We start from the raw sequence: 24,431 nt of genomic DNA, 5'->3' as shown, positions 1-24,431 counted from the left end.
CTCGTGCGTTTCCCTCGGTGCCCCATCCCACCCGAGGAGGAACCCATGGGAGCGACACTTGAGGTCGTCATCGGACATGCCCGCGAGGACGAGGAGACCGCACGCAGGTTGGCCCAGGAGCTACCCCGGGTCCGCAAGGACCTGATTGTCCACACCCGCCCACTGGACGGCGGCGGCATGGACTCGACGCGGAGATGGGCAGAGGAGGGCCAAAGAGGCCAGTACGCGGTGGTCCTCGTCTCCGAGTTCCTGCCGGAGCTGCGGGCTGCCTCCCGCTGGATGCTCGAATTCACGCAGCGGATCGTCACGCCCGTGCCCGTGCTCCTCGATGAACGGAACGACGTCGACGAGGAGCTGCGCAAGCACGCACCCGCCAACCTCGCCCGGGGCTTCGAAGCGGGACTGCGACAGCTCGTCGATTTCTTCGAGCGCGAGCAGGGCACGGTCGTCCCTCGTCACGCGAGCACCGCGAATCCCCTGCTGTTGAACGCCTCTCGCTCCGCGCTGCGCCGCATCGCCTTCGCCTGCCTGGACGAGGTCGCCTTCTATTCCTTCCTGTACGAACAGGAGATCCACCCGAACACCATTCCCGGGCGGACCCATCAGTTGCAGATCCTCTCCCTCATGTGGCGCATGGACATGGAGGGTTCGCGAAAAGTCTTCGTGGAGTTCCTCGAGGAGGAGTGCAACGCCTGCGTCAGGCACCAACTCGGAGTCTTGCAACGAAGCGCTTGAAACGCTGCCACCACCGGATGGGCCAGCGCGCCCACGCCCTCACGGGCGCGCCACGTACATACGCCACATAGCCCGCCCAATGGGTGGGCTCTCCCGGCCTCAGCAGCCATTGACGCTGGGTCTCCGCGAGCGCGCGAACGGGCCCGAGCTTCGCGAGCCGCCCGTAGAAGTCTCGCTGGAAGTCACCTCCCATCTCGGTGTCGATCTCCCAGAGCGCGGCCACGGCACATCGGCCCCCTTGCTGGATGAACGCCGCCGGGAGACTGAGCATCTCCCGGCCCGGGAGGAGCGTGGTCTGCGCGCCCCAGCAGGCCCCCATCACCGCCAGGCGGAGGGATTCCATCGGCAGCGTCCGGAGGTCGCCCACCGTGATCCACTGGTTGGACAGGGCCATGCCCGAGTCCAAGGGACAGGAGGGTTTGGACTCACCGTGACAGGCGAAGTGCGCCAGTTCGACGATGCGCAGTTCGGCCATCACAGCCTCCCGGGTGACCTCACGGGACAGCGACTTGAACCGTGCGGGAGGAATAAGGGCCGCCACGGCGGTGACGTCACAGTACGCATCCGCGAGAGGCGGAAGATTGTCTGTTCCGAGTTGGGGGGACTGGACCGCGACCGCGAGCCCCGAACGAAAGCGAGGGACGCGAGACTCAAGCTCCCAGCCAGGCAGCGGCAGGAAGGAGATCGCGAAGCGCCGCACCAGCGGTGTTCCGTCGGAGAGCGGCAAGGCGCAGAACGGCGCGTGGAAGGTCACGTCATCGGGGATGATGCACAGGTGGGTGATGCTGGCCGCAAGGAAGCCCGCGACCTCTCGTATTCCCAGACTCTCGGTCAGCGCCTTGACGCTCTTGTTATCCGAAGCCGACTCCCAGCTGTTCGCCTTGTAGAAGCACTGCTGTGCATTCTTCACCCGTTCCCACAACGCCACACGCCCCGTCATCGTGTGGAGACGGATGGGCGTCACACCGCTCGACTGGATGAGGAACAGCTCGAGTCGATCAGGGAGCGAGACGTAGGCCAGCACCGCGGTGTCGGGGGAGAGGACTCCGAAGGGAAGGGAGAACAACTCGGGCCGGTCGAGAGGACGACGCAGCGCCACCACGGCCTCGGCCACGGTCGACGGCCTCCTTGCAGCCCTCAGCTCCGCTCCGGAGGCGTCCTCGGGCCAGGGCCACCGGACGCGTGACAGGACCTCACGGAGTGCGCACGCACTCTCCTCGCGAAACCCCCGCCAGCCCCGCGGAGCGCCGTATTCATCCTCTTCCGAGGGAAGGAGCGACCACAGCCGTGCGCAATGCTCGTGAACGCTGTCGTCGAGGGTGGACCACTTGTCGAGCATCGCGAGAGGACGATCCCTATCGGAGAGCCGCCGCGAGAATCCTTCCAGCAGCGCCACGCTCCTCGCCTTCAAGCTTGGGAGCTCCGGGGCCTTGGGGCTGTGCGCGCGCAGGGCACAAACCCACAGGTCGCAGGCTTCCCACTCCCGCAGGCTCAACCCCATCCGGGCATAGCCCTCCGTCGCCGTTGCGGCGAGTCCCGTCGCCGTCTCCCATCCACCTGCGTGGTAGGCCACCAGCGCCCCCACATGCAGGAACTGCGTCGCGGCGACCTGCGAATCGAGCAACCCGCTCCATTCGGAGAGTTGCGCATACCGCTCCCTGGCCCGCTCGAGTCGTCCGGCGTGGAGGTCCAGGAGGATGTCGTTCACCCATCGGGACCAGTCGTCCCAGATGCGCTGACTCTCTCGTCGGTCCCGGAATGGAGCGGGATCCGGAGACTTCGATGGTGCGGCACCAGAAGTCCCGTCCGCCAACTTGTCGTTCCGTTTCGGAGGCTGGAGTTGCTGGGTGCTCGTCACTTCGCGGCGCGCGTCCAGCACGGCCAGCAGTTGCCCATGATTGAAGCCCCGCACCTGCCCGCCCCCCAACGACGCCTTCACGAGCGCCTCGGCCTCATCCGTCCGGTTGAGCGTTAGGAACACGTTCGACAGCAACCACGTCGCCGAATCCACGAGCCGGCGGGGCTGCGCCTGCTCGGAGGGTTCCAGGATCCACTGAAGCCGCTGCGCGGCCTGTGACGGTCGTCCTTGGAGGTGGAGCAGCAAGGCTTCGAGACAACGCCATGCGCGACGCGCCTTGGGTGAACGGTCCAGGAACGCTCGTTCCTCACTGAGTCGGACGAAGGCATCGAAGTTGCCGCGATCCAACAGGACCTCCCCGAGCAGCAGCGCGAGGTCCTCCGTCACCACCCGGGGCTCCTGGTTCCGGTCCTGGAGGCGCAGCGCGAGGTCCAGCGCCTTGGCGGCCTCCCCCAGCATGCCCCTGGCCGCCCAGACACAGCCCAGGGCATGCAACATCCGGATGCGGAACCCCTGGCGGCTGGCGTGGGACACATCCGGAATGTCGAACCGTGCAGCGTGCGCCAGGAGTTCGGAGCTCGCCCCAGGAGCAGCGTCGAGGATCGACTCCAGCAACAGCAGCGCCCCATCCAGTTCCAGGGACTCGACCTTGGCGTGGAGGTCATCGAGTTGGAGCTCGCACCACATCGACCAAGCTCGCTCGGAGAGCGCTCGCCCCGCCAGTGCCGCGAGGATCTTGTCCGCGTCCTCGCGATGGCCCTTCCGCCGCAGGTCCGAGACGAGCATCCGCAGCACGACGTACTCGTTGTGGGAGTACGGGGACGTGTCGTCCCCTTTCCGGGCCGCGTCGACCAGTGCGGAGGACAACAGCCACCGGAGCGCCGGGCCAACGACGTTGTCCCCTCGCCGCGTTGACGCATCGAGTTCCCGCAGCAGGACCTCGATCGCCGGATCATCCCTCAGTCGTGGCATTCCGAGCTGCCCTCGAATACGGCGAGCATGGCCTTCTTCGACGAGTCCTCGTCTGCTGGCTTCGCGCGGGCAGGATTCTTGGTGACGCGGTAGTGGCGCACGCCCCTGACAGCGGACTGGGCCCCATGTGCGCCATTGCCCTCCCATCGAGCAAGGCGCTCCGTGCCCTCTTGAAGCCGACTGACCTTCTCCAGGCTCTTGGCGGGCTCGATCAGTTCCTCGAATTGGAGCGTGGGATTCTTCAGCACCTCGGTCATCGTCTCGCCGCGCGAGGCCACCTGCTCCATCCCCAGCTTTCGCTGGAGCGACCTGGACATCCACAATTCGGTGCGGGCCATCTCTTCCGGATGGTTTCCGAGCACCTCGAGGGATTCCCTGGTCACGGGTCGGCTGGCCATTCGCTCCGGATTCACCAGGGTGGAGTAGACAGCCTGACCTTCCGGAGTCAGCGAGTATCTGAAGGCCGCATCCGCCGGCCGGACAGCCTCGGCCTGGATGTACCGCGCAACCTCCAACCCATCACGACCATCACTCCGGAGCACATCGTCGAGCCAGGACCAGTCGGTCGTACGGGATACCAATCTGGGGCGGAGATCTTCGATTGCTTTGACAGCAGGGATGAGTTCTCCCTTCCGAAGCTTCTCCAGCGAATTCTGGAGTGTGGGGAGCAGTTCGGGCGGGGGAACCTGCTTCGGCTGAGCAGCCACGATACGCCCGGTCTCAGCGAACTCCGCCGGCGGAAGGAATCCGCCATCACGAGGGAGGTTCTTGGCTTTGGTCAGCTCGGAGACATAGGCGTGAGTGAAGGACTCACGAGCAATGATGTCGTTGAAATCACCCTGGGCCTCAGTGGCAGTCGGGCGACGAAGGTAGAGCGTTCCTTGTCGGTCGACATAGGCCTCCACCGACCGCATGCCTCTGCCCCGAAGCGGCAACGTGATGAGCCTTGCTTTCCGGGAAGGTCCCGTCGCGGTAAACACACGCTCGAGAAGCCCATCACCGGGCCTGGCACGGATCCGTTGCCACGGCATCTCACTGAGTCTCCGCGAGAGTTCCGCATCCGTGAACGGGAAGGTCGAGGTGGCCTCATTGATCATCAGCGGCAACTGAGACTGGGATTGCCTCCTCGCCCCCACAGCGTGGGCCAGGATTCGCGTTCCGATCGAGTCGGCGGAGCCCCGCTGGAGGATTTCCACTCCACTCGGACCCTCGACGAGGTAACGCCCTTCCGAAGCAATGCGCCAGCTTGCACGAGCTTCATTCGCATATTTGCCTGCCTCAACGGCAGTGTTGATCTCACGGCTCACGGCTCGCGCCTTGTCGAGAGTTCCCTCGAGCCACTTCAACTGGATTCGTCCGGCAATCTTCGCGACCTCCAGACTCCCCAACTCGATACCCCCGACATGGACGTGCACCGCGCCAAGTGGTGCGTCGGGACGAGCGGCATAGCGGACGGTCATCTGTGGCGCGCTCAACTGAAGCGACTCCGCGCGGAGACGTGCGGACGCTGGTGGGCGAACCACGACCTCGAGGGGATTGCCATGGCTCCCCACACCCAACTCGAAGGCAGCCCCATCGCGCCGCACGATCTTGCCAGGAATGGAATGGACGTAGTCCAGCCCTCCTCGGCCCTGGGGCCGCGTCACCTTGCTCGGCACCACTGTGGCGTCCGTCAGGGTCCGGGAGTTCCCGCCGGAGACACCTCCACTGATGACCGACAGTCCTCCCCCAAACCGGAATGGGTACGAGACGAGCAACTCCATGCACTCGGTTTTTGACTGGGTCCTCTCAGAGGGCAGGAAGCGGACATCCTTGCGAAATCTCAGATTGGGCGTCTGCTGGTACCACGACAGGAATCCCGTGGACCGGTCCACTGTCCGGCCACGGAGAAAATCCATCAATCCCTGGTCAGAAAGCCATCCGGCGACCGCCGACCATTTCATTCCCTGGTTCAGGAGATGGTATTGCGGCTCGTAGGCCGCAAGCCGCGCGTAATTTCGATCCCACCAACCGATGACCCTTCGCGAGGTCTCCGCCGGCAACGATTCCTCTGCGGGATCGAGGGGATTGGAGCCCGCTGCGAAGACCCTCGTACCGATGTGGGCGAAGTTGATCTCCCGCTCATCGGCGGTTCTCGACACGCCCTCTGCCTTCGGTCCAAACCAGATCCGCGTAGAGGGGAGCCGCTCCTCTTCTCCCTGGTATTCGTCCCCTACGGAAGGCGCGACCCTCGGGTCCGACTGGAACCCCTCGATGTCGTCGACAGGAGCAGACCTGTAATAGTCTGTAGAAGCCCAGACCTTGGCGAGCAGGTCCCCGTAGAAGAAGGTATTGCCAATCCGGGTGTTTTGGAGTCCCCCATCGTAACGCGCGCATTGGAACGAGTTCTCCGAAAGAACGAGGCTCACGGCATCGCGTGCGAAAGGATTGGGCTCCACCCGCTGCTCCAGCTGGTTGAGCAGCTCCCAAGGCGACCCTTCCCTCTCCCGAAGCGCTTGGAGCGTCTCCTGGATAGCCTTACGTGAATCCTCGTCAATGCCCGGCTCGTCTTCTGCAAGGGCCCTCAAGACGAGCCACCGCGAGTCCTGGACCACGATGGGCATCGCATCTATCGGGTGCTGATTTCCAGGCGCCCTTACCGTCTTGATGGCGCGCATGAAAAAGACGTCAGGAGCGCTCAGCAGTTCCTCGAGCCCATGAATCGCCCCGGCACGATCCGTTGTCGGATCCAGCGAAAACCCAGGCTCACTCTTGGGCGGCACCAAGCCCGAGAGTTGGGATGCAGCCTTTGCCTCTGCATGTCCCTGATACAGCGCGGCGACATCCTCCAATCTCAGTCCCGGAGTCCGCTCCTCCTCGAAGCAGCGTCCACCGAACTCCAGGGCACCGAAGTCGTTCACACGTGACAGGTGGGAGAGGTCGTCCACCTTCGCCAGCCACCGCATGAGGTCCCGTGACGAGGAGACTCGCGCGGCCACATAGCCGAACCGCTTCGAGAACAACTCCTCGCCCGGCACCTGTCGCTGGAGCGTGACGTGGATGAGCCCGGACGAGACCTCCGGCTGATAGCTGAACAGCACGAAGGAAGGAGGCACCGCGCCCAGCTCCATGCGCACCTGGTCCGCGAGGCGCGCCAGGGTCGCGCGCGGAGCAGGGTCCGTCTCCGCGTAGAACAGCCACGCCGAGCCATCCGGGAGGAGCGCGCGACGTCCCCTCCCGTACGCCTGCTGCGTGACCTCCCGGAACATCGGGTCGCGCAGGGGGAGCTGGTCGTACCAGGCGCTGCGTACGTCCTCGGCGGAGAGGCCCATCTGGACGAGGCTGCCGAACACCGCCCAATCCGCGAGCTGCTCGGGCTGCTCATCGCCCGGGAGCGAGTCCAACCAGGACCGCACTCCACTGATGGCGATGTCGAAGCGCGTGCCAGGCTGGAAGCGCGACGTGCTTCCCCCCTGGTCGGACGCGACAGTCTGACGCGTCGGGCCGGGCGCCGCTTCGCACCCGACACCTCCCACGAGCCACATTCCCAACAGCCCGCACATGGTGAGAGCGCGAACGACGCGCATGGCACCGCGTCCCGGCCTGTCCTGGCCGGCCAACCAAGCCCTGCTCATATGGACCTCCCTGCATGACTGCCCGAGGAGCAGGACTGAACGAAGCCCCGCCCTCTCGCGCTCAACGGAGGGCGCGAGGAATCCTTACGTCCCACGGAGTCCGTCGACGGCCCGCCCCAGGACCTCGGGCCCCCGCATCGCGCCACGGGCCAGTGCGGGGATTGAGACACGCGCCCTCCCCGCGGGTGCGGTCGCCGGAGCACGTGGGGCGGGTTTACCCCTCCGGCGCGCTCCGATCTTCCGTCGGAGGCACTGGAGCAACAGGAATGTCTTCGTCTTCGCGCCACCTGTCACGGTGGTTCTTCGTCGTTGCCGCTCTGCTGGGGACCTCGTCGTTCGCGCAGTCCGGCCTCCATGCGCTCACGTGCATCGGGGCTCAAGACATGGCGTTCAGCCCGGGACTCAAGCTCCTCCCGGCGAACGTCACGCTCACCGCGACCACCCTCCTGGACACCTGCTGGTCGCTGGAGCCGGACATCACGTCGGGGACCTTCCAGGTCGAGTCCACCAGCAACGCGAGCTGCGCGCGCGGCTCGTTCCAGGACGAAATCCTCATCACCTGGAACACGGGGGAGACGAGCACCATCAGCCTGAACACGCCCGTGGAAGTGCGCCCCCTGAGCCCCTCGGGGACCACGGCCTACGGCACCGTGACCGCCGGCCGGTTCGAGGGCTCGCTCGTGGCCACCACGATGCAGTCGATTCCGGGCGATCGCGACCTGCTCAACTGCCTCACCGGCGGCCTCACCCAGGGACTGGGCGTGGTGAGCGTGTCGATCCTCAACGTCCAACCCTGAGCCCCACGACCCAGGCACGCGTGGGGAGAAGGTGACACGCGGTCTCCCCACCCTGCATGCTCCAGCCGGTCCACCCCCATGGACCGCATCCAGCCTGGAGCATGCATGCCGACCCGACATCGGGCCTCCGCCCCCTTTCCAGGAGGCCCGTTCCCGTGAGCGCTCCCACCACCCGCCTCGCCCGGATGCTCGGCTGGGGCCTGCTCGCGGTCGTCGGCGCCACCTGCCTGGGCGTGCTCGCGCTGCATCGAGGCGAGTCCATCAATGCCATCTGGCTGCTGGCGGCGGCGGTGTGCGTGTTCCTCGTCGGCTATCGCTTCTACGGGCGCTTCGTCTCCCTCCGCGCCCTGCGATTGGACCCGACGCGGGCCACGCCGGCCCGGCGCCACAACGACGGCCTCGACTACGTGCCCACGGACCGCTGGGTCTTGTTCGGCCACCACTTCGCCGCCATCGCCGGCGCTGGTCCGCTGGTGGGCCCGGTGCTCGCCGCGCAGATGGGCTACCTGCCCGGCACGCTGTGGATCCTCTCCGGCGTCGTGCTCGCGGGCGCGGTGCAGGACTTCACCGTGCTGTTCCTGTCCGTGCGCCGCGACGGCAAGTCGCTGGGGGACATGGTCCGCATGGAGCTGGGCCCCGCCGCGGGCGTCGTAGCCATGGTGGGCGTGTTGATGATCATGATGATCATCCTCGCCGTGCTGGCCCTCGTCGTCGTGAAGGCCCTCACCTTCAGCCCGTGGGGTACGTTCACCGTGGCGATGACGATTCCCATCGCCCTGTTGATGGGGCTGTACCTGCGCGTCCTGCGCCCGGGCCGGGTGCTCGAGGTCTCCGTCGCGGGCTTCGTCCTGCTGATGCTCTCCATCTGGCTGGGAGGACACGTCGCCGAGTCCCCCACGCTCGCGCCGCTGTTCACCTACGACAGCAAGGCCCTCGCGTGGCTGCTCATCGGCTACGGCTTCTGCGCGTCGGTGCTGCCGGTGTGGCTCCTGCTCGCGCCCCGGGACTACCTCTCCACGTTCCTCAAGATCGGCACCGTGCTCCTGCTGGCGGTGGGCATCGTCCTGGCCGCGCCCGAGCTGCGCATGCCGGCGCTCACGCGTTTCACGGATGGCAGCGGTCCCGTGTTCTCCGGGAGCCTCTTCCCCTTCCTGTTCATCACCATCGCCTGCGGCGCCGTGTCCGGCTGGCACGCGCTCATCGCCTCGGGGACGACGCCGAAGATGCTCGCGAGCGAGGGCGACGCGCGCATCGTCGGGTACGGGGCCATGTTGATGGAGGCCTTCGTCGCCATCATGGCCCTCATCTCCGCCACCGTGCTCCAGCCGGGCGTGTACTTCGCCATGAACGCCCCTCCGGCGTTGATCGGCACCACCGTGGAGCAGGCCGCCCGCGTCATCAGCGAGTGGGGCTTCGTCGTCACGCCGGAGGTGCTGGCCCGGACCGCGCGCGAGATTGGCGAGTCCTCCATCCTCTCCCGCGCGGGAGGCGCGCCGACGCTGGCGGTGGGCATGGCGCAGATCCTCCATGGCCTCGTGGCGGGCGAGGGGATGATGGCCTTCTGGTACCACTACGCCATCCTCTTCGAGGCGCTGTTCATCCTGACCACGGTGGACGCGGGCACGCGCGTGGGCCGCTTCATGATCCAGGAGCTGGCGGGCCTGGTGTATGCGCCGCTGAAGAAGACCGAGTCCTGGGGCGCCAACCTCGTCGCCACCGCGCTGTGCGTGACGGGCTGGGGCTATTTCCTCTACCAGGGCGTGGTGGACCCGCTGGGCGGCATCAACACCCTCTGGCCCCTGTTCGGCATCGCCAACCAGATGCTGGCCGCCATCGCGCTGACGCTCGTCTGCGTCGTCTTCGTGAAGATGAAGCGCGAGCGCTACGTGTGGGTCCCCGGCATCCCCGCCGCGTGGCTGGTGTGCTGCACCCTGGTGGCCGGCTGGCAGAAGGTGTTCGGCACGGACCCGCGCATCAGCTTCGTCGCGCACGCGCGTGGCTTCTCCGCCGCCGCGGACGCGGGCAGGGTGGTGGCCCCCGCGCAGTCCGTGGAGGACATGCGACGCATCATCACGAACGACTACGTGGACGCGACGCTCACCGTCTTCTTCATGCTGCTGGTGGTCGCCACCGTCGCCTTCGGCCTCCGGGCCGCGCTCGCCGCGCTGCGCGCGCCCGGGCCCACCGCCCGGGAGACGCCCTACGTGCCCGTGGCGACGGAGGGTGCCTGAGATGCGGCTGCTGCGACGCGGCTGGGCCTGGGCGGTCAGGACCGCGCGGCTGATGATCGGCGTACCCGACTACGACACGTACGTGGCCCACATGCGCCTGAAACACCCCGAGCGCCCGGTCATGAGCTACGCGGAGTTCTTCAACGAGCGCATGGCCGCCCGGTACCGCGCGGGGGGCCGCTGCTGTTGAGCCCGTGCGCGGACTCGGCGCCGCGCGCCCCGACTTCCTCCAGACGCGGGGGCACGCGGCGCCTGATGCCGTCACGGACAGCCCGGCTCAGCGCCGCGCGACCATCCGGCGGGTCCTGCGCATCATGGGCACCACCGCCCGATGCGCACGGCCACGGCGGGAGACCATCCGCTTGCGACGCGCCGGCATGGACTTGCGGCGGGCGCTGACACGCGACGAGGTCGCCTTCTTGCCCACGCGGCGCGTGGGCGTGCGGCGCACGCGGGCCCATGCCGAGAGCGATTTCTGGGCAGGGGTCTTCCGCCCGCGGTAGCCGCCCCCCGCGCGCTCGTACTCGGTCGCGAGCATCTGCGCCTTGCGCGCGCTCCACACACCCGCGGGCCCACCCCGGCTCCCCTGCATCAGGCGCTTGCGGATGCGCTCGCGCATCATCGGGTGCGTATACCGGCTGCTGGACACGCGCCGCGAGCTGACGCCCGAACGGCGCCGGTGCGCGCTCACGCGGCTCACCTTGCGCGCGGGCGTGCGAGACATGGCGCGACCGCGCCGCGTGGAGACGCGAGTACGTGACGGACTGCGAGACGAACGGATGCGCGACATCGCGCGCGAGTTTTTCCTGGCGACCATCAAGGCCCTCCTCCCAGTGACTGGATTGCGAGCCAGAGGTGTGGACGCCTCGGACACGTCGCAATTGCCCGAGTCATCCGCGTCGCCCTCGCGGCAGGGGCCCGCTGGACCTGTGTGCCCGACCCTGGAGGGTCAGGCTTCGCGCGGAGGTTCCGCGGGACGGAACAGCGCGCAAGCCCGCACGGGCTGCGGCGGGTACTTCTGGGGCAACAACGGGCAGAGGACGAACACCGACGTCCGCGACCGCACATACCGGGGCGGCGCCCCACAGCGGTGGCAGAGGCTGTCCGGAAAAGGAAGCTCGGGGGGCGGTGTCGTCGTCATGACCTGTCGACGCAGACCCTCTCACGTCCCCAGGCACACCGCATCCACGCGGGTCCACGGCATGCCGCTCCGCGGCATTCTCAATCCTCGAATCCTGAGGAAACTCCGACAAGACGCCGCGGATAACTCCTGTGACTGACCCTGCCCCACACCCCTGAGGAGTCAATCCATGGCGCCCCCCGTTCGCATTGAAGGCAGCCGTACGACCGCATACCGCCGTCCCGAAGAAGACGTCGCGCCCAAGCGCACCGCGAAGCCCGCGGAGTCCCCCAAGGCCGTCGCCGCCCCCATCAAGGACGAGTTCGTCCTGCCCACGGGCCCCACCGCGCCCAAGGAACTCCTCAAGACGTTCCAGGACGCGGCGGCGAAGCTCGCGGGAACGCCGCTCTCCTCCGAGCAGAAGAAGGACCTGGAGGGCATCTTCGGCGACAGCGTGAACCTGGATGACGTGCGCGTCGTGAAGGGACCGGCGGAGATTTTCGACCACCTGCCCCGCCACGTGCCCGCGGTCACCCTCGGCAACAAGGTCGTGGTCAACCCGAAGGACTTCCCGCCCTCCAAGGACCTGCTCGCGCACGAGGCCACGCACGTGTGGCAGTACCAGAACCACGGCATGGACTACGCGGCCAAGGCGCTCGTCGCCCAGAACGCGGGAGACGGCTACGACTGGAAGAAGGGCGTCGCCGAAGGCAAGAAGTGGGGCGACCTCAATCCCGAGCAGCAGGGCCAGCTCATCCAGGACGCCTACGCGGAGGGCTACTTCGACGGCAAGCGCCCCATCACCCTCGGGGGCAAGGACTACACCTCCTTCATCGACGAGTCCGTGAAGCAGATGCGCGCGGGCAAGGGCGACCCGGACTGGGACTTCTCCAAGGTGACGGAGAAGGTCGAGGACGTCGTGGAGGGAGCGAAGGACGCCGCGGGCAAGGCCTGGGAGAAGGTGAAGGAGCCGTTCATCGCGGCCAGGGAAGGCCTGAAGGACCTGGCCAATCCCCGCCGGTGGTTCTGACTCACGTCGACCCAGGCGGTGTTCGCCTCACCAGAGAGGCGCCATGTTCTCCACGTACTTGAAGCCGGTCCCCGTGTTGAACAGCACCACGGACTCCTCGGGGCGCACCTGCCCCGAGGCCAGGAGCTTGCGCAGCGCGGCCACGCAGGCCCCTCCCTCCGGGGCCATGAAGAAGCCCTCGGTGGCGCTGGCGTCCTTCGTGCCTCGGACGATCTCCGCCTCCGAGACGGAGACGGCGGTCCCCCCGCTCTCCCTCACCGCGCGGAGGATGAGGAAATCCCCCAGCGCCTTGGGCACACGCAGGCCATGCGCGTGGGTCGTCGCGTCCGGCCAGGGAGGCGCATCCGGGCGGCCCTCCACGTAGGCCTTCACGATGGGCGCGCAGCCCTCCGCCTGCACCGCCACCATGCGAGGCCGCTTCGAGCCGACGAAGCCCATCGTCTCCAGCTCCTCGAACGCCTTCCACATGCCGATGAGGCCCGTGCCGCCCCCCGTCGGGTAGAGGATGACGTCCGGCAGCGTCCAGTCGAGCTGCTCCGCCAGCTCGTAGCCCATCGTCTTCTTGCCCTCCACGCGATAGGGCTCCTTCAGCGTGGCGCACTCGTACCAGCCATGCTCGCGCGCGAGCGCCGCGCACACGCGCCCCGCGTCGGTGATGAGGCCTTCCACCATCTCCACCCTCGCGCCATAGGCCCGCGTCTCCATCACGAAGAGGTTCGCGATGTCCTTGGGCAGGAAGACGTGGGCCTCCAACCCGCCCCTCGCCGCGTAGGCCGCCAGCGCGCTGCCCGCGTTCCCCGCCGACGGCAGACACACCGCCTTGGCTCCGAGCGCCTTCGCCATGGACACCGCCGCGGACAGTCCCCGTGCCTTGAAGGAGCCCGTGGGATTGCCGCTCTCGTCCTTCACCAAGACGCGCTTCGCCCCCAGCAGCGCGCCCAGCCGGGGGGTCGGCAGCAGCGGCGTGTAGCCCTCGCCCAGGCTGAGCCGGTGCGCCGCGTCCTCCACGGGCAGCACCTCGTGGTAGCGCCACATGGAGCGCTCCCGCCCGGCGAGCGTGTCCGGGCGGAGCGTCTTCCGCGCCTGTTCCAGGTCATAACGCGCGAAGAGGGGCGCGTTGCAGGACAGGCAGAGGTTCATCACCGCGCCCGGCGCATAGGTCCGGTCGCACTTCGTGCAGTCGAGTCGGATGGCGGGCATGCGAGGGCGCAGTCTACGTCAACGCCTCTCGCCCCGTGAGCCACCCCGGCCGGAGCACGTCCGGCGCCACGACTACGGCGTGGCCTTCGCCTCGCGCTTCACGGGGGGGAGCCACTTGCGCAGCACCGTGGGCGACGACTCGCGGTAGATGTTGTCGTGACGCAGGTCCGGACGGGGCTCGACCTCCCACTTCAGCCCCGAGGGCGCGCCCGCTCGGAGGATTTCGTCCAGACGCGCGACCCCGGGGACGATGTCCTCCTTCTCGTCGGCCGAGGACACGTACAGCCCCTTCGTCAGCGTCTTGTGGGTGGCGAGCCGCTCCGCCGCCTTCGTCACCAGTTCGCCACCGTTCCACCAGAGGCTCGGGCTCAGCGCGAGGTACGTGTCGAACAACTTCGGCTCGAGGAAGAACGTCTCGACGATGAAGAGCCCCGCGAGCGACTCGCCGATGATGGCCGTCTCCCCACTCACGCGGTAGCGGCGCCGCACCTGGGGCATCAGCTCGTCGCGGAGGAAGGCGCGGAACGCGGCGGAGCCCCCGACACGGGGGGCGATCTTCCGGTCCCCGTCGACCGTGGTCGGCCCCGTCATGTCCCGGCGCCGCTCCGTGTTCTCGATGCCGATCACGATGAGCGGACGCAGCTCGCCCGCGCGAATCGCCGTGTCCACCGTCGTGGCCACGTGCGGGAAGTCCTCCTTCAGCCCGCCGTCCGGCATGTACAGCACCGGATAGCGCTCACCCTTCGCCGCCGCGTAGCCGGGCGGCGTGTAGACGCTGATGCGACGCGTCTCCTTCAGCTTCGTGGACTTCAGCGTGAAGAGGTGGTGCTCGGGCACCGGCTCGGCAGGAGCCTCCTCGGGCTGGGCCATGGCCACGCCCGCCACCAACACGCCCATCAAACACAGCCACTGCCGCACCGTCGTCATCGTCATCCTCCTGGAACTCAACCCCGAAGCTCCAACCACACCGGCGCGTGGTCGGAGGGCTGCTTGCCCTTGCGCGCCTCGCGGTCCGTGTCCGCGCCCACCAGGCGGGGCACCAGGGGCGCCGACACGTAGAGGTGGTCGATGCGCAGGCCCCGGTTCTTCGGGAACGCGAGCATGCGGTAGTCCCACCACGAGAAGCGCTGCGTGTCGGGGTAGAGCTTCCGGTAGGCATCCGTCAGGCCGAAGGCACACAGGTGTTGGAGCGCGTCGCGCTCCTTGCGCGTGAAGAGCGTCTGCCCCTCCCACTCCTTCGGGTCGTAGGTGTCGATGTCCTCGGGTGCCACGTTCCAGTCGCCGCCGAGCACCAGCGGCTCGTCCGCCTCGTGCCGCGCGTCCAGGTAGCGCCGCAGCCGGCCGTACCACTCCAGCTTGTACTCGTACTGGGGCGAGTCCACCGACTGTCCGTTGGGCGCGTACGCGCTCACCACGCGGATGCCGCCCACCGTCGCGGCGATGAGGCGCGCGTGGGTGTCGTCCACGCCGTCCGACAACCCCTTCACCACGTCGCGCGGCTCCTCCTTCGCGAGGATGGCGACGCCGTTGTAGGTCTTCTGCCCGTTCACCGCCGCGTGGTAGCCGGCCTCCCTCACGGCCTCCATGGGGAAGTCATCCTCCGTGCACTTCAGCTCCTGAAGGCACACGACGTCCGGCTGCGAGGTCTTCAGCCACTCGAGCAACCGCTCCTGCCGGGCTCGCACCGAGTTCACGTTCCAGGTGGCGATCTTCATCGCGGGCACCGTCGCACGACACCCACGCCCCCGCCATGGTTTTCCCCGTGCGTGCGGCTCCAGAGCCACACCCGGTCTCACGCCCCAGGCGGAGCCCTCTGGCACGACCATCGCAATAGCCCCGGAGTGGGAGGTCTCCCACAGGAGCCCTCCTGGAGCGTCCCTCCCGGACGCCCGCCTGGAAGCCGAGGTCGCCATGAGCACGAGGACGAGGAAGGCCCCCCGCCGCACCGTGGGTTTCACCCTGCCCCCCGCGCTGAAGAAGGCCCTGCTCCCCGCGAGCCTCGCCGCCCTCGGACTCGCCGCGTGGCGCGACGTGCCGCTGCCGCCCGCCTGGCGCCCCTGGGTCGTCCTCGCCGAGCAGCACGTGCGTGGGCCCCAGGCCCCGGACGCGCCGAGCGTGCCCGGCCCCGCCCCCCTCGCCACGACCGAGGAGCCGCTCCTCCCGGCGCCAACGGTCTCCGCCAGCGCGGGCACGACGCCCGTCGCAGAGGACCCGCTCACCCTGCCGCACGAGCATGGTCGCCGCGTGGACCACCTGGGGCGGGCGCGCCTGCTTCGCGAGCTGGGGGACTTCTCCGGCGCGCTCACCGAGCTGCGCCGCGCCCTGCACGACGCCCCCACCGACGAGGAGGCCCTGGCGCAGATGGCCCGCCTCGCGCGGCTCCAGGGCGCTCCGGAGCTCGCGCTGCTCGCGTACGCGCGGCTGGGGAGCCTGCTCCCCGAGGACGCCGACGCCCTCGTCCAGCAAGCCCGACTCCTGGTGAGCCTGGGGCGCTACGCGGAGGCGGTGCGCGTGGGCGAGGAGGCCGTGGTCCGGGCGCCCGAGGACGCGGAGGGCTACCAGGTGCTCGGCCGCGCCCACCTCGCGGGCAACGAGCTGGCCTCCGCCATCCTGCGCTTCCAGCAGGCGGTCCACCTGGAGCCGGAGCACGGCCACGCGCTCAACAACCTGGGCTTCGCCTACCTGCGCGCGGGCGAGGACGCGAAGGCGGCGCGGGTGCTGGAGCGCGCCGCGGAGCTGCTGCCGCACGTGGCCTACGTCCACAACAACCTGGGCGTGGCGTGGGAGCGGCTGGGTCGGCTGGAGGAGGCCCGCACCGCGTACGCCACCGCGACCCGGCTGTCGCCGCGCTACGTCCAGGCCCGCGTCAACGCGGACCGCGTGGGGCGTGTCGCGCGGGTGGACCCGACTCCGGCCGCCTCCCTCACCCCGGCTCGTGTCGAACCCGGCGCCCCGCTCCCGTGACGCGCTTCCCCGCCTGGAGACCGGCGTCCAGGCGGGCGTCGAGCCGGTTCCCGTCGCCGTCCCATCGGTCTAACGTGCGCCCCCGTCGAGAAGCACCCATGAACCTGGCTCCCGTGATGCCCACTCCTCCCGATGTCCCCCCGCCGTCGCCCGCCGCGGCGCCTCCGTCCGCCCCGCCCCCGGGACTGGGCGCCCGCCTCTGGCGCTGGACGAAGCGGCTGATCCTCATCGGCGTGGTGGGCCTGGTGCTCGCGTTGCTCACGGGCGCGGGCACGTACGTCTACTACAGCCGGGACCTGCCCTCCGTGGACGCCCTGCGGCACTACGCGCTGCCCCAGGTCACCAAGGTGACGTGTGGCGACGGCACGGTGTGCGCCGAGTACGCGCACGAGAAGCGCACCGTGGTGCGCGTGGAGGACCTGCCGCCGCACGTGCGCGACGCGTTCCTCGCGGCGGAGGACGCGGACTTCTACAAGCACGTCGGGTTGGATCCGTTCGGCATCGCGCGCGCGGCCATCAAGAACCTCATCCCCGGCAGCCGCAAGTCCGGCGCCTCGACCATCACCCAGCAGGTGGTGAAGAACCTGCTGCTGACGCCCGAGCGCAGCCTGTCGCGCAAGATTCGCGAGTGGATCCTCACGCCGCGCGTCGAGGAGGCGCTGACGAAGGATCAGATCCTCGGCCTCTACATCAACCAGTCGTACTACGGACAGCGCCGCTACGGCCTGGAGGAGGCCGCCCTCTTCTACTTCGGCAAGCGCGCCAAGGACCTGGCGCTGGGCGAGGCGGCGGTGCTCGCGGGCACGGTGCAGTCGCCCCACCGCATCAACCCGGTGACGAACATGACGCGGGCGAAGTCGCGCCAGCGCTACGTCCTGGGGCAGATGGCCCAGCACGGCTTCGTGCAGCGCGACCTGGTGGCGGCGGAGCTGGACAAGCCCATCGTCCTCGCGCCGCGTCCGGAGCAGGCCGTGGGGCCGTACTACACCGAGGAGATCCGCCGCACGCTCATCGAGCGCTACGGCGAGAAGGCGGTGATGGAGGGCGGCCTGCGCGTGGACATCGCCATGGTGCCCCGGCTCCAGCGCGCCGCCGAGCAGTCGGTGCGCGCGGGGCTGGAGGCGCTGGACCGGCGACAGGGCTACCGCGGCCCGCTGGGCACGCTGGACGCGGCGCAGTGGGCGCGCTTCCGCGGGCTCGTCGTCACGCGCATCGAGGAAGCGGGGCGCCGGCAGAAGGACCAGGGGTACGTGGCGGACCTGGCCCCGCTCGCCCAGGCGACGAAGAGCGCGCAGGCCCCCGAGGCGGCCGCGCCCAAGGGCGACGAGGAGAGCGGCGCGGAGGAGCAGCGTCCGGACCTGACGTCCGAGGAGGAGCCCGAAGCCCCTCCGTCCGAGGAGCAACTGCTGGCGGGGGCCGTGCGCCTCAAGCCGCTGGAGGAGGGGCTGCGGCTGGCGGGCTACGTCACCGAGTTGGACGAGAAGCGCAACATGGCGCGCGTGGACCTGGTGGGCCGCACCGCGGAGGTGGCCTTCCCCACCGTCACCTGGGCGCGGCAGAAGGGCAAGGCCGCGCCCAAGGGCATCGCCGACGTCTTCGCTCCGGGACAGCTCGTCTTCGTGCGCGTGCTGAAGGCGCCGCCGGCGCCCGCGTTCGTGGAGGCCACGCTGGACCAGATCCCCGAGGTCGAGGGTGGCCTCGTGGTCATCAACCCCGCCAACCGCAACGTGGTGGCGCTGGTGGGGGGCTATGACGCGGAGCGCTCGTCGTTCAACCGGGCGACGCAGGCGAAGCGCCAGCCCGGCTCGTCCTTCAAGCCCTTCCTCTACGCGGCGGCCATGGCGAGCGGGCGCTACACGCCGCTGTCCATGGTGAACGACGCGCCCGAGGCCATCCGGGACCCGTACACGGGCAAGACGTGGAAGCCGCAGAACTACGACCGCCAGTTCGAGGGGCCGATGACGCTGCGCCAGGCGCTCACCAAGTCGAAGAACACGGTGTCGGTGCGGCTCATCGAATCGCTGACGCCGGCCACCGTCATCGACTTCGCGCGCCGCGCGGGCATCCGCTCCACGCTCCCGGAGAACCTGACGCTGGCGCTGGGCACGGGCGAGGTGACGATGATGGAGGCGGTCAACGCCTACGCCACGCTCCAGGCGAACGGTCGCTACGCGGAGCCGCTCTTGCTCCTGCGCGTGCGCGACTCGAGGGGCCGGGTGCTGGAGGAGCACCAGCCCGCCTTCGAGGAGACGCTGCCCCCGGCGGTGGCGTTCCTGGCCACGTCGCTGATGCGCAGCGTGGTGGAGGAGGGAACGGCCCGCGCGGTGCGCGAGCTGAACCGGCCGGCCGCCGGCAAGACGGGCACCACGCAGGAGTCCAAGGACACGTGGTTCTCCGGCTACACCGCGGACTGGGTGGCCAGCGCGTGGGTGGGCTTCGACAACAACGCCCCGCTGGGCAGCAGCGAGACGGGTGGCCGCGCCGCCCTGCCCATCTGGCTCCAGTTCATGCGCGTGGCCCACGAAGGCGTCCCCGCGCATGACTTCGAGGTGCCCGCCGGGGTCCTCCAGGTGCGCATCGACCCCGCCACCGGGCTGCTCGCCGGCGCGTCCGTCCCCGGTCGGCTGGAGCCGTTCCTCGAGGGCACCCAGCCCACCGCCGAGGCGCCGCCTCCGGGCCAGGTGACGACCGACGAGTTCTTCCTCAACGAAGGCAACAGGAAGGGTCTGTGAGCCGAGCCCTGCTGCTCACGTCGCTGCTCGCCGCGCTCGCGGCGGGCGCCGCGTCCAATCCCACCTCCGTCCCCGACAAGGCCAGCGCCGTCACCCGCCTGACGTGGGCGCTGGCCGACGACCTCCGTGCCCTCCCCGTCGAGGCGCCCGTCGCGCTGCACCTGTCGGGCGGCTCGGCCGAGCTGCGCCGCGCGGTGGGCAGTCTCCTGGCGGCGCGGCTGGCCGTCATGAACCTGGCGCCGACCGTCTTGGACGCCCCCTCGCCCGAGGCCGCGGAGGCCCTCGCCCGCGCCCAGGGCGCGCGCACCCTGGCGCGGCTGACGCTGGACGTGGAGACGGGGATGCTGCGCGCGCGCGGCGACGTGCTGGGCACCTGGGTGAACTTCTGGTCCGGCCGCACGCCCACGCGTCCCGCTCGGCCGGCGGGGGCGTTGTCGGAGGCCGTGGACGCGGACCCGGAGGTGCTCGCCCTGGCCGCCGTGGGCGGACCGCCCCAGCCCCCCACGCCGCAGCCCGGCGTCCGGGGCATGAGGTTCCTGGGCGCCACCTTCGCGCGCCTGGACACGCCGGTGGCGGCGCTCGCCGCGGGGGACCTGGATGGCGACGGCAAGGACGAGGTCGCCGCGCTGACGGAGCACGAGGTGTCCGTGTTCGCGGCGGATGGCCGGCTGCTGGCCCGCCGGGCGCTGGATGGAATCGCGCCCGCGAGCGTCACCACCCGCGAGCCCTTCGGCGCGCTCGCCGTGCTGACCGGCCCGCCCCGACTCGCGGCGTGGAGCACCCGCCACGCCCACGGCGAGCTGCTGGTGCTCGACGTGGCGCGCGCGGTGCTCAGGCCCGTGGGCACGCTGGACGCCGCGCCAGTCGGCCCGCTCGAGCGGGGCGCCTTCGTCCCGGGACAGACCGCCTTCCAGCCCGAGGTGCGGATGGCGGACGGCAAGCCGCTCACGGTCGTCGCCCCCTTCACCACCGCCAGCCTCGCTCCGCCGCGCATGCTCTTCGTGCATCCGGATGGCGTCGCCTCGCTGTTCTCGCGTCCAGGCACGGCGTTCACGCGGCTGTCCGGCCTGGGCGCGGGCAGCGCGCTGGGAGACCTGGACGGCGACGGCGTGCCCGAGCTGCTCACCACGTCTCCGCTGCTCCAGCCGTCACCGGACGTGTTGCGGGTCCATGCCCTCCAGGACGCCGACCCCACCACGCACGAGCCGCTGTGGCAGGGCGCGCTGCCGGCGGGGCGCGCGCTGGGCGTGGTGACGGCCGACCTGTTCGGCGACGGTCGTCGCGAGGTCATCGTGGCCCTGTGGAAGCCGGATGGCACCAGTGAGCTGTTCCTCTTGCGCCAGGGTGCGCCATGAAGCGCCGCATCGCCCTCGCGGGCCTCGCCCTCCTCGCCTCCGCTCCATCGCTCGCGGCGAGCCGTCCGCGCTATGGCGGCGAGGTGCGCGTCGCCCACGTCGGCCCTCCCGAGGTCGGGGAGCCCGCGCTCGCCGACACGCCGCTGGAGGCCACGCTGCTGGGCCTCCTGTCCCGGCCCGTGTGCACCCCGACTCCGGACGAGGGCGCCCGTCCCGCGCTGGCGCGCGACCTGACGCGACCGACGCCGCAGGTCGTGAAGGTGGTGCTGCCCAACGCCGCCACCGCGAGCGCGCTGGCCCGCGCCTGGACGCGGCTGTCCAGCGCCGACGGCGCCTCGCCCTACCGCGCCCTGCTCTATCCGCTGCGCGGCGAGGGGCGGCAGGTCTCCGCCAGCGGGAGCACGCTGGAGCTGGCGCTCGCCTTCCCCTGGCCGGACCTGGAGCGCGCCCTGTGCCACCCGGCCCTGTCCGCCCCCGTGTCGGCGTCGCCGTCCGGCCCCTTCAGCGCCGCGGGGAGAGGCGCGCTGGAGGCGCAGCTCGGCTGGCCCCAGGGCCGGCCCTATCTGGACCGGCTGCTGCTCACCGCCACGGATGAGCGCGGGCTCGCGCGGATGTGGGCGTCCCGGCAGGTCCAGGTCGAGATGGGTGTCTCGTCGGAGACGGAGGCCCCGTCCGGCGCGCTCCTGCATGCCACCTACCTGGCCTTCTCGCCCCGGCGGCTGCCCACGGACTTCCGCCAGGCCGTGGAGAGCGCCATCGACCGGGAGGACCTCACCCGCCTCTTCGTGCGCAGCCCCGCCGTGCCCATGCCGCACCTGCTGCCGCCCGCGTTGTTGCAACAACCGCCCAAGCCGCGTCCCTCGGCGCCCGCCGCCCTGGCCGCGCGCACGGTGACGCTGCTGTACGACGCGGCGCTGGAGGACCAGCGCGCGGTGGCCGAGCGCATCCAGGTGAAGCTGCACGAGCGCGGGTACACCGTGGCGCTCGAGCCCCTGTCCCGCGCGGCGCTGAGGGCCCGCTGGGCCAAGGGCGACTTCGAGCTCATGCTGCACGCCCTGCTGCTGCCGCCGGTGCCGGGCCCCGCGCTCGCGGTGGTGCTCGACGCCGGGGGACGCAAGGACCTGCTCGGCGTGGAGCTGCCTCCCATCGGCGTGCTGCCGGACGCGAGCGCTCGGGACGCCCGGGCCCGCGAGCGGGCGGTGGCGGTGGCGGCCTCGGTGCCGCTGGTGCCGCTGTACGCGCAGGGGCTCGGCGTGCGCGTCGCGCCGGAGGTGATGGGGCTGGAGATGGACGCGCAGGGGCTGCCGACGCTGGACGCGCTCTTCCTCGCGCCTCCCGAGGCGACCGCGACGGGCGGACGGCCGTGAGGAGCCCCACATGCGCTTGAGGACGCGCCTGGCGCTGGCCTTCGCCCTGCTCGCGCTGGTGCCGCTGGCCGTCGTGGTGTTGCCCACCCTCTCGCGACTGCGCGACACGCTGTCCCGGGAGCTGGACGCGCGCATGGAGGCGGCCACCACGAGCGCCCAGGAGTCGCTGGAGCGCTCCGGCACCACCGCCCGTCGCGCGGTGGAGGAGCTGGTGGACAGCGCCGCCATGGAGGACCTGGCGCGCGAGGCCCGCGAGCGCCCCACCCGCGCCATCCAGGCGGGCACCGCGGGCGCGTTGATGAAGACGCGTGGCCTGACGGTGCTCTCGCTGTTCGACAAGGACGGCACGGTGCTGTCCTCCGGCCACCTGCCCGCGCGGCGGGGAGACCCGGACCCGGCCCTCTTCGCCGTCACCAAGGAGCGGTCCGCGAAGCCCGTGCCCGTGCGCGTGGAGGTGCGAACGCCCTCCGGACTCCGGCAACTGCCCGCGCTCGTCACCGCGCGCCCGGTGGACTACGGCGACCTGCGCCTGTGGGCGGTGGGTGGAGTCCTCCTGGACGAGGGCCTCACCCAACACCTGGCGCGGCTCACCCAGGCCCAGGTGTCGCTCGTCGCGGACGGCGCGGCGCTGGCGACGGCGGGCACGGCGGCGCCGCCCACGGTGGCGCGCGAGCTGCCGCTGGGAGACGCGGCCACGGTGCGCCTGGTGTTCAGCCGCGCCGCCGCGCGCGAGGCCGAGGAGGGCGTCATGCGCGCCTTCCTGCTGCTGGCGGGCCTGGGCGGCGCCTTCGCCGTGCTGCTGGGCCTGCTGGTGTCGCGGTGGATGACGCGGCCGGTGGAGGCGCTCACCGAGGGCGCGCGGCGCGTGGCCGAGGGGGCGCTCGACGTGCGCGTGCAGTCGGACGCCACGGGCGAGGTGGGCGAGCTGGTGCAGACGTTCAACCACATGACGTCCGAGCTGAAGGCCACCACGGAGCGGTTGGTGGCCAGCGAGCGCATCGCCGCGTGGCAGGAGGTGGCGCGGCGGCTGGCGCACGAAATCAAGAACCCGCTGACCCCCATCCGCATGTCGCTGGAGACGCTGCTCGCCGCGCAGGAGGCCCGCCACCCGCGCTTCCCGGAGCTCTTCAAGGAGAGCGCGGGCGTGGTGCTGGAGGAGGTGGACCGGCTGCGGCGCATCGTCGACGAGTTCAGCCACTTCGCGCGCATGCCCAAGCCGCAGCTGGCGCCGGTGGACCTGTCCGAGCTGACGCAGAGCGTGCTGTCGCTCTACGCCACGCCGCCGCCGGGCATCGAGGTGCAGCCCTCCTTCCAGGCCGGCGTGGTGGCGCGCGTGGACCGGGACATGCTGACGCAGGTGCTGGTGAACCTGGTGAAGAACGCCGAGGAGGCCATGGCGGACAAGGGCGGCAGCCTCCGCGTGCGCGTCAAGGGCACGGAGGCGGACGCCATCATCGAGGTGGAGGACAGCGGCCCGGGGATTCCCCTCGAGAACCGCGCCCGCATCTTCGAGCCCTACTTCACCACCAAGGAGGGCGGCACCGGCCTGGGGCTCGCCATCGCCGCGCGCATCCTCCAGGAGCACGGCGGCAAGCTGGAGGCCGGCGGCGAGCCGGGACAGGGCGCCCGCTTCAGCGTGGTGCTTCCCCGCGCGGAGGGCGGCGCCCCGGCGCGCTGACGGTGCCCCGGAAGCACGAAGGCCCGAGGCGGACGTGCGCCCCGGGCCCTCGGGTGGTGCCGCGACGGAGCGACGTCAGTCCTTGACCGGCGTCGCCTTGAGGGCCGCCTTGCCTTCCTTGACGTAGACCTGGAAGCGCACCGTCTTGCACGCGTACTTCTGGACGAGCTGCTCCTTGTTCTTGCGCAGCTTCTGCACGAACTTGTCGTACGTCAGGCCGTCCGCCGGCTCGCCGCAGCGCTCACGCGTGGTGACGAACTCGCGGAAGACCTCCTGGAAGTGCTGCTCCTCGGAGAGCGCCACCGCGGAGTTGCCGGAGCCCGCCAGGCCCGGCAGGGGGATGGCGGCCGGAGCCGGAGCGCCGCCGCGCGGAGGCAGCGGGATGGGCATCTCGCCCGTCGGAGGACGCGCGGTGGCCTGGAGCAGCTCGCGAGGAATCGCCGCGACGCGCGTCGTCTCGGAGTTCTCCGGGGACTGCGCCGCCGCCAGCGCGAACGGGTCCGCCGCCTGCTGGAGCGAATAGGCCGCCGTCGGCTGGTCCTCGAAGGCGAAGGCCCCCCGGCGCGGCGAGGCCGTCGACAGCGGCTCGTTCTGCGAGTCGAAGCTGTTGGGCCCGGGCTCGAACGGCATGGACGCCGCGGAGAACGCGCTCGGCGCGGCGGGAGGCGGCGGCGCGGCCGCGGGAGGCGGCGGCGCGGGGAACGGGAACGGCTCGGCCGAGGCGAACGGGTCCGCGCCGAACGGGCTCGGCGCGGCGGCAGGCGGCGGCGCGGGGGGC

Annotated in this window: 18 protein-coding genes; 10 read left to right on the top strand and 8 right to left on the bottom strand. The window is 70.3% G+C overall.

The window, feature by feature from the left end; translation table 11 throughout:
• The first annotated feature begins 45 nt into the window (after window positions 1-45).
• Window positions 46-735, top strand: a complete 690-nt coding sequence (locus LZ198_RS13550) for a hypothetical protein (RefSeq protein WP_253972361.1) — start codon at window positions 46-48, stop codon at window positions 733-735.
• Here LZ198_RS13550 and LZ198_RS13545 read toward each other — a convergent pair.
• Together LZ198_RS13545 and LZ198_RS13540 are read right to left on the bottom strand one after the other, a co-directional pair.
• On the bottom strand, window positions 698-3,565 hold the full coding sequence (locus tag LZ198_RS13545) for a CHAT domain-containing protein (RefSeq protein WP_253972360.1): 2,868 nt from the start codon (window positions 3,563-3,565) through the stop codon (window positions 698-700). The genes LZ198_RS13550 and LZ198_RS13545 overlap by 38 nt on opposite strands.
• A complete protein-coding gene (locus LZ198_RS13540; RefSeq protein WP_253972359.1) occupies window positions 3,553-6,948 on the bottom strand; it encodes a hypothetical protein in 3,396 nt (1,131 codons plus the stop codon). The genes LZ198_RS13545 and LZ198_RS13540 overlap by 13 nt, the downstream gene beginning before the upstream one ends.
• Before the next feature lie 497 nt (window positions 6,949-7,445).
• Between LZ198_RS13540 and LZ198_RS13535 the strand changes: the two genes are divergently transcribed.
• The 3 genes from LZ198_RS13535 (at window position 7,446) to LZ198_RS13525 (ending at window position 10,397) form a co-directional block, all read left to right on the top strand.
• Entirely contained in the window at window positions 7,446-7,976 is a 531-nt protein-coding gene (locus LZ198_RS13535; protein ID WP_253972358.1) for a hypothetical protein, read from the top strand.
• A 155-nt stretch (window positions 7,977-8,131) separates the two neighbouring features.
• Window positions 8,132-10,207, top strand: coding sequence for a carbon starvation CstA family protein (locus LZ198_RS13530; protein WP_323382528.1), 2,076 nt, complete (start codon window positions 8,132-8,134; stop codon window positions 10,205-10,207).
• Between the two features lies 1 nt (window position 10,208).
• On the top strand, window positions 10,209-10,397 hold the full coding sequence (locus LZ198_RS13525) for a YbdD/YjiX family protein (RefSeq protein WP_253972357.1): 189 nt from the start codon (window positions 10,209-10,211) through the stop codon (window positions 10,395-10,397).
• A gap of 87 nt (window positions 10,398-10,484) precedes the next feature.
• Here the strand turns inward: LZ198_RS13525 and LZ198_RS13520 are convergent, their stop codons facing one another.
• Window positions 10,485-10,931, bottom strand: coding sequence for a hypothetical protein (locus LZ198_RS13520; RefSeq protein ID WP_253972356.1), 447 nt, complete (start codon window positions 10,929-10,931; stop codon window positions 10,485-10,487).
• Between the two features lie 225 nt (window positions 10,932-11,156).
• The gene (locus LZ198_RS43640; RefSeq protein WP_407667425.1) at window positions 11,157-11,348 is read right to left on the bottom strand and encodes a hypothetical protein; all 192 of its coding nucleotides are present in this window, start codon (window positions 11,346-11,348) and stop codon (window positions 11,157-11,159) included.
• A gap of 169 nt (window positions 11,349-11,517) precedes the next feature.
• On the opposite strand from LZ198_RS43640, the gene LZ198_RS13515 reads away from it, so the two are divergent.
• Window positions 11,518-12,357, top strand: a complete 840-nt coding sequence (locus tag LZ198_RS13515; protein WP_253972355.1) for an eCIS core domain-containing protein — start codon at window positions 11,518-11,520, stop codon at window positions 12,355-12,357.
• A gap of 27 nt (window positions 12,358-12,384) precedes the next feature.
• Here LZ198_RS13515 and LZ198_RS13510 read toward each other — a convergent pair whose 3' ends face one another.
• The 3 genes from LZ198_RS13510 to LZ198_RS13500 all read right to left on the bottom strand — a co-directional run bounded on the left by LZ198_RS13510 (window position 12,385) and on the right by LZ198_RS13500 (window position 15,272).
• Window positions 12,385-13,557, bottom strand: coding sequence for a threonine synthase (locus tag LZ198_RS13510; RefSeq protein ID WP_253972354.1), 1,173 nt, complete (start codon window positions 13,555-13,557; stop codon window positions 12,385-12,387).
• A 72-nt stretch (window positions 13,558-13,629) separates the two neighbouring features.
• Entirely contained in the window at window positions 13,630-14,484 is an 855-nt protein-coding gene (locus LZ198_RS13505; RefSeq protein WP_407667424.1) for an alpha/beta hydrolase, read from the bottom strand.
• Window positions 14,485-14,501: 17 nt separating this feature from the next.
• Window positions 14,502-15,272, bottom strand: coding sequence for an exodeoxyribonuclease III (locus LZ198_RS13500; RefSeq protein WP_253972353.1), 771 nt, complete (start codon window positions 15,270-15,272; stop codon window positions 14,502-14,504).
• 196 nt (window positions 15,273-15,468) lie between these two features.
• Between LZ198_RS13500 and LZ198_RS13495 the strand changes: the two genes are divergently transcribed.
• From LZ198_RS13495 to LZ198_RS13475, 5 genes are all read left to right on the top strand, one after another.
• Window positions 15,469-16,521 (top strand): tetratricopeptide repeat protein, encoded by a 1,053-nt coding sequence (locus tag LZ198_RS13495; protein ID WP_253972352.1) that lies wholly within the window; start codon window positions 15,469-15,471, stop codon window positions 16,519-16,521.
• Window positions 16,522-16,619: 98 nt separating this feature from the next.
• Complete coding sequence (locus LZ198_RS13490) at window positions 16,620-19,253, top strand: penicillin-binding protein 1A (protein ID WP_253972351.1); 2,634 nt, start codon at window positions 16,620-16,622, stop codon at window positions 19,251-19,253.
• The gene (locus LZ198_RS13485) at window positions 19,250-20,608 is read left to right on the top strand and encodes an FG-GAP repeat domain-containing protein (RefSeq protein ID WP_253972350.1); all 1,359 of its coding nucleotides are present in this window, start codon (window positions 19,250-19,252) and stop codon (window positions 20,606-20,608) included. The genes LZ198_RS13490 and LZ198_RS13485 overlap by 4 nt, the downstream gene beginning before the upstream one ends.
• Complete coding sequence (locus LZ198_RS13480; RefSeq protein WP_253972349.1) at window positions 20,605-21,975, top strand: periplasmic substrate-binding domain-containing protein; 1,371 nt, start codon at window positions 20,605-20,607, stop codon at window positions 21,973-21,975. The genes LZ198_RS13485 and LZ198_RS13480 overlap by 4 nt, the downstream gene beginning before the upstream one ends.
• Window positions 21,976-21,985: 10 nt before the next feature.
• On the top strand, window positions 21,986-23,653 hold the full coding sequence (locus LZ198_RS13475; RefSeq protein WP_253972348.1) for a sensor histidine kinase: 1,668 nt from the start codon (window positions 21,986-21,988) through the stop codon (window positions 23,651-23,653).
• 75 nt (window positions 23,654-23,728) lie between these two features.
• Here the strand turns inward: LZ198_RS13475 and LZ198_RS13470 are convergent.
• A partial coding sequence (locus LZ198_RS13470) for an MXAN_5187 family protein (RefSeq protein ID WP_323382525.1) occupies window positions 23,729-24,431 on the bottom strand: 703 nt, incomplete at its 5' end.

The sequence above is a fragment of the Myxococcus dinghuensis genome (assembly GCF_024198235.1).
In the GTDB taxonomy this organism is placed as follows: domain Bacteria; phylum Myxococcota; class Myxococcia; order Myxococcales; family Myxococcaceae; genus Myxococcus; species Myxococcus dinghuensis.
This window is presented reverse-complemented; position numbering and strand designations above follow the sequence as displayed.

Excerpts from the sequence above, each read along its gene's own strand:
- LZ198_RS13525 (WP_253972357.1), top strand. The coding sequence starts at position 10,209 with ATGCGGCTGCTGCGACGCGGCTGGGCCTGGGCGGTCAGGACCGCGCGG.
- LZ198_RS13495 (WP_253972352.1), top strand. The coding sequence starts at position 15,469 with ATGAGCACGAGGACGAGGAAGGCCCCCCGCCGCACCGTGGGTTTCACC.
- LZ198_RS13475 (WP_253972348.1), top strand. The coding sequence starts at position 21,986 with ATGCGCTTGAGGACGCGCCTGGCGCTGGCCTTCGCCCTGCTCGCGCTG.
- LZ198_RS13480 (WP_253972349.1), top strand. The coding sequence starts at position 20,605 with ATGAAGCGCCGCATCGCCCTCGCGGGCCTCGCCCTCCTCGCCTCCGCT.
- LZ198_RS13500 (WP_253972353.1), bottom strand. The coding sequence starts at position 15,272 with ATGAAGATCGCCACCTGGAACGTGAACTCGGTGCGAGCCCGGCAGGAG.
- LZ198_RS13510 (WP_253972354.1), bottom strand. The coding sequence starts at position 13,557 with ATGCCCGCCATCCGACTCGACTGCACGAAGTGCGACCGGACCTATGCG.
- LZ198_RS13535 (WP_253972358.1), top strand. The coding sequence starts at position 7,446 with ATGTCTTCGTCTTCGCGCCACCTGTCACGGTGGTTCTTCGTCGTTGCC.
- LZ198_RS43640 (WP_407667425.1), bottom strand. The coding sequence starts at position 11,348 with ATGACGACGACACCGCCCCCCGAGCTTCCTTTTCCGGACAGCCTCTGC.
- LZ198_RS13545 (WP_253972360.1), bottom strand. The coding sequence starts at position 3,565 with ATGCCACGACTGAGGGATGATCCGGCGATCGAGGTCCTGCTGCGGGAA.
- LZ198_RS13505 (WP_407667424.1), bottom strand. The coding sequence starts at position 14,484 with ATGACGACGGTGCGGCAGTGGCTGTGTTTGATGGGCGTGTTGGTGGCG.
- LZ198_RS13520 (WP_253972356.1), bottom strand. The coding sequence starts at position 10,931 with ATGTCTCGCACGCCCGCGCGCAAGGTGAGCCGCGTGAGCGCGCACCGG.
- LZ198_RS13550 (WP_253972361.1), top strand. The coding sequence starts at position 46 with ATGGGAGCGACACTTGAGGTCGTCATCGGACATGCCCGCGAGGACGAG.
- LZ198_RS13515 (WP_253972355.1), top strand. The coding sequence starts at position 11,518 with ATGGCGCCCCCCGTTCGCATTGAAGGCAGCCGTACGACCGCATACCGC.
- LZ198_RS13490 (WP_253972351.1), top strand. The coding sequence starts at position 16,620 with ATGAACCTGGCTCCCGTGATGCCCACTCCTCCCGATGTCCCCCCGCCG.